General features: G+C 50.9%; 1 rRNA gene. It reads left to right on the plus strand.

The features are described 5' to 3' along the window. Positions 1 to 113: 113 nt before the first annotated feature. Positions 114 to 1,667: ribosomal RNA gene (locus tag ERX35_RS11260) — 16S ribosomal RNA — on the plus strand. The last annotated feature ends 82 nt before the right edge of the window (positions 1,668 to 1,749 follow it).

A 1,749-nucleotide genomic window follows, 5' to 3' on the forward strand; every position in this document is an offset into this window, starting at 1 on the left:
TGAACATTGAAAACTGAATGACAATATGTCAACGTTAATTCCAATAATTTGAGTACTTTAGTACTTTCAGAGTGACTGGCTTAAGCAGTCAACGAGCTTTTATCAGACAAACTATTATGGAGAGTTTGATCCTGGCTCAGGATGAACGCTGGCGGCGTGCCTAATACATGCAAGTCGAGCGGACAGACAGGAGTGCTTGCACTCCTTGAAGTCAGCGGCGGACGGGTGAGTAACACGTGGGTAACCTACCTATAAGACTGGGATAACTTCGGGAAACCGGAGCTAATACCGGATAATATGTTTCACCTCATGGTGAAACAGTGAAAGACGGTTCTGCTGTCACTTATAGATGGACCCGCGGCGCATTAGCTAGTTGGTGAGGTAACGGCTCACCAAGGCGACGATGCGTAGCCGACCTGAGAGGGTGATCGGCCACACTGGGACTGAGACACGGCCCAGACTCCTACGGGAGGCAGCAGTAGGGAATCTTCCGCAATGGACGAAAGTCTGACGGAGCAACGCCGCGTGAGTGAAGAAGGTTTTCGGATCGTAAAACTCTGTTGTAAGGGAAGAACAAGTACGTTAGTAACTGAACGTACCTTGACGGTACCTTACCAGAAAGCCACGGCTAACTACGTGCCAGCAGCCGCGGTAATACGTAGGTGGCAAGCGTTATCCGGAATTATTGGGCGTAAAGCGCGCGTAGGCGGTCTCTTAAGTCTGATGTGAAAGCCCCCGGCTCAACCGGGGAGGGTCATTGGAAACTGGGAGACTTGAGTGCAGAAGAGGAGAGTGGAATTCCATGTGTAGCGGTGAAATGCGCAGAGATATGGAGGAACACCAGTGGCGAAGGCGGCTCTCTGGTCTGTAACTGACGCTGAGGTGCGAAAGCGTGGGGATCAAACAGGATTAGATACCCTGGTAGTCCACGCCGTAAACGATGAGTGCTAAGTGTTGGGGGGTTTCCGCCCCTCAGTGCTGCAGCTAACGCATTAAGCACTCCGCCTGGGGAGTACGGTCGCAAGACTGAAACTCAAAGGAATTGACGGGGACCCGCACAAGCGGTGGAGCATGTGGTTTAATTCGAAGCAACGCGAAGAACCTTACCAAATCTTGACATCCTCTGACAACTCTGGAGACAGAGCGTTCCCCTTCGGGGGACAGAGTGACAGGTGGTGCATGGTTGTCGTCAGCTCGTGTCGTGAGATGTTGGGTTAAGTCCCGCAACGAGCGCAACCCTTATCTTTAGTTGCCATCATTCAGTTGGGCACTCTAGAGAGACTGCCGGTGACAAACCGGAGGAAGGTGGGGATGACGTCAAATCATCATGCCCCTTATGATTTGGGCTACACACGTGCTACAATGGATGGTACAAAGGGCAGCAAAACCGCGAGGTCAAGCCAATCCCATAAAACCATTCTCAGTTCGGATTGTAGTCTGCAACTCGACTACATGAAGCTGGAATCGCTAGTAATCGTAGATCAGCATGCTACGGTGAATACGTTCCCGGGTCTTGTACACACCGCCCGTCACACCACGAGAGTTTGTAACACCCGAAGCCGGTGGAGTAACCTTTTAGGAGCTAGCCGTCGAAGGTGGGACAGATGATTGGGGTGAAGTCGTAACAAGGTAGCCGTATCGGAAGGTGCGGCTGGATCACCTCCTTTCTAAGGATTATACGGAAAAGGGATACTTGATATCCCTTAGGGATTAACGTCTGACATATTGTATTCAGTTTTGAATGTTCAT

Source organism: Macrococcus equipercicus (assembly GCF_004359525.2).
GTDB lineage: Bacteria > Bacillota > Bacilli > Staphylococcales > Staphylococcaceae > Macrococcus > Macrococcus equipercicus.